Source organism: Methanobrevibacter sp. (genome assembly GCF_045611865.1).
Taxonomy (GTDB): domain Archaea; phylum Methanobacteriota; class Methanobacteria; order Methanobacteriales; family Methanobacteriaceae; genus Methanocatella.
On record NZ_JAZKXX010000031.1, the window covers coordinates 1 to 2,846 of the forward strand.

Sequence of the window (2,846 nt, forward strand, 5' to 3'; positions counted from 1 at the left end):
CTATTAGAACATTAATACTTCTCTAAAATTTTCATTATCTAAAATTATTATCTAAAAATTGCTCTTTATTAGAATTATAATTTATATAATATTAAACTTTTGGTAATTTAAAACTAACCATTAATAAATTCCCAAATAACTCATTAGCCAAGAAGCAATCATACATCCAAAGCAAGAGAATAAAATAGCTGAAGGATACGCTAAATATCCGATTATGATTCCTATTATAATTATTAAGATGATAATTATAATCTTTTTAGTAATTATACCCACTCTTTTTTCCAATTCCAAGTTATCTGAATCCACATTTTTTAAAATGTAACATGACATTAAAAACAATATATCAATTACAATGAATATCAAACCATATAGGAATAATGGGAAGAATGCATTGAAATCTGTTGTAATTAAAGATGTCAGATATGGAATAAATGACAATACGAACATAGACCCCGCACCAAGCCACATCACTCTATGGTCAATTGTTTTAATATAGCCAAAGAATTTTTGATGGTTGTTCCAGAAATTATAGCACAAAAGGAAACTTACAAAATATGCAAAGAAATTCATTTTCAATGCAAAAATAGAATCCCAAGTTACCACACTAGGCACTGGCAAATCAAGTACAATGATTGTGATGATGATAGCTATTATTGCATCAATCAAAGCTTCAAACCTTTCAGATTTCATATAATCACATCCTTAAAATGCCTAAATGTTATAATCCAAAATACAACTGTAACCAAACAGGAAATTATAATTGCTGGCGGATAAATCAGATAGCCAATAATGAAACCTATTAAAATAATTATCATTGGTGTGTTAACATGTTTGTTTAGATAATCCCCTTCAATCAGTTGCTTGTTATCCCTATTATGGTTTATTCCAGATTTAACAGTTAGAACATAGAATATATGAATCCCTATTAATGTCAATGCATACATAGTCTCTGCAGGGAGAGACCAAATATTCTTTGATACTAAAGAAGTGAAATAAGGTAAAAGGGACATCATAAACAATGTAAATCCTTGCATCCAAACAGTCAAATCATCAACTTCATCCAATACATGAAAGAAATTATGATTATTGTACCATACATTGAATATTATTAAAAAACTAATAAAATAAGCTATAAAACCTTCTTTAATCTGCCAAAACCCATCAATTGTCAATGAATTAGGTTGGGCTAATTTTAAAACTAAAATGGTCAATACAATTGCAATTATTGCATCTCCAAATGTTTCTAATCTTTGCTTATCCATAAATATTATTTAATTTTAAAATTTATTAAAATAAAAGTAAGTTTAAACTAACTGGTAAGTTAATTATTACTGATATGTTTTTATATATTGAAACTAATATTTTAGTAAATACAAATAAAAAATTAAAAAATACATTAAAGATAAAATAAAGATTTCTTGATAAACTTAAAAAATACATTAAAGATAGAATAAAAGATTTCTTGATAAAATTAAAAAAAAACATTACAATAAAATTAAGGTGATAAAATGCATTACACAGGACCAGTTTACAGACCTCCTCCAGAAGCGGACACTCCCCTTTTAGAAGTAACTTATGGATGCTCATGGGAAAAATGTTCATTTTGTACAATGTACCATAGCCAAAAATTTGGAGTATCCCCATTAGAGGATGTAGAAGAAGATTTGAAGGAATTAAGCAGATACTATCCAAAAGATCTAAAGAAAATCTTTTTGGTTAATGGAGATGCATTTGCACTTCCTGCAAGGAAACTATTGGAAATTGCTGACTTGATTCATAAATATTTCCCAGAAATTGAATGCATTGCATGCTATGCATCAATAAGGAATATCAAAAGAAAATCCATTGATGATTTAAAGAATTTAAGAAAAGCAGGATATAATAGACTATACATTGGACTTGAAACAGCTTATGAACCAACTTTGGAGCAAATGCAAAAAGGATACACAAAAGAAGATGAATACCACGAACTGTCTAGACTTAAGGAAGTGGATATGAATTATGTGGCTCTTTTGATGTTAGGTGTTGCAGGTAGAGGAAACTGCATAGAAAGCGCAAAGCAAACTGCAGAATTACTTAATGAATATAAACCGGTAATGATTATTCCAACTTCCACATCTCTAGAGGAAAACACCCCATTATATGACATGACATTGAATGGGGAATTTGTAGAAGCTACTGAAAGGGAATTGATTGAAGAGGAATTGACATTGATTGAAAATCTAGAAATGGATGATGACTGCTTCTTCTTTGGAGCACATGTTCACAATCTGATTAGAATCAATTACTATTTCAAGTTCAAGGAAGAAATGATTAAAGACATAAAAAGACAAGTGGAAAGAATTGAGGAAATAAGACCTGGTTTCCTTGATACTGTAGCTAAAAGAGGGCATTTATAAAAAAAATATCAATGAGGTGAAAAGATGCATTACACAGGACCGGTATATAGACATCCATTGGAAGCAAATACTCCAATTTTAGAAATAACATATGGATGTTCATGGAACAAGTGCAATTTTTGCAATATGTATCATGGAGTAAGATTTGGAGTCTCACCAATAGAACACATTAGGGAGGACTTAGAGGAATTATCACAGATTTATCCTAAAAACCTATCAAAAATAACTGTAGCTAATGGAGATCCTTTAGCATTGCCTACAAGAAAATTGATTGAAATCAGTGATCTGATTCAAGAATATTTCCCAAACATTTATGTAATATCCTGCCAAAGCTCAATCAGAAACATCAGGCGCAAGTCTCAGGAAGAGCTTGATCAACTTTATGAGGCAAAATACGATGACATTTACATTGGACTTGAATCCGGATCAGATAAAGTATTAAAATTG

Annotated in this window: 4 protein-coding genes; 2 read left to right on the plus strand and 2 right to left on the minus strand. The window is 29.9% G+C overall.

Going from position 1 to position 2,846, the window contains the following annotated elements; genetic code table 11:
* Positions 1-120 precede the first annotated feature (120 nt).
* Together ACKI32_RS03280 and ACKI32_RS03285 are read right to left on the minus strand one after the other, a co-directional pair.
* Entirely contained in the window at positions 121-690 is a 570-nt protein-coding gene (locus ACKI32_RS03280) for a TMEM175 family protein (protein WP_407413457.1), read from the minus strand.
* Positions 687-1,262 (minus strand): TMEM175 family protein, encoded by a 576-nt coding sequence (locus tag ACKI32_RS03285; protein WP_407413459.1) that lies wholly within the window; start codon positions 1,260-1,262, stop codon positions 687-689. Before ACKI32_RS03285 ends, ACKI32_RS03280 begins: the two co-directional genes overlap by 4 nt.
* Before the next feature lie 246 nt (positions 1,263-1,508).
* Between ACKI32_RS03285 and ACKI32_RS03290 the strand changes: the two genes are divergently transcribed.
* Together ACKI32_RS03290 and ACKI32_RS03295 are read left to right on the plus strand one after the other, a co-directional pair.
* On the plus strand, positions 1,509-2,399 hold the full coding sequence (locus ACKI32_RS03290) for a radical SAM protein (protein ID WP_407413461.1): 891 nt from the start codon (positions 1,509-1,511) through the stop codon (positions 2,397-2,399).
* A gap of 24 nt (positions 2,400-2,423) precedes the next feature.
* Positions 2,424-2,846, plus strand: a 423-nt coding sequence (locus ACKI32_RS03295; protein ID WP_407413463.1) for a radical SAM protein, incomplete at its 3' end; no start/stop codon positions are given.

Bases quoted from the DNA above. Each gene is read 5' to 3' on its own strand.
- ACKI32_RS03280 (WP_407413457.1), bottom strand. From the start codon at position 690: ATGAAATCTGAAAGGTTTGAAGCTTTGATTGATGCAATAATAGCTATC.
- ACKI32_RS03285 (WP_407413459.1), bottom strand. From the start codon at position 1,262: ATGGATAAGCAAAGATTAGAAACATTTGGAGATGCAATAATTGCAATT.
- ACKI32_RS03290 (WP_407413461.1), top strand. From the start codon at position 1,509: ATGCATTACACAGGACCAGTTTACAGACCTCCTCCAGAAGCGGACACT.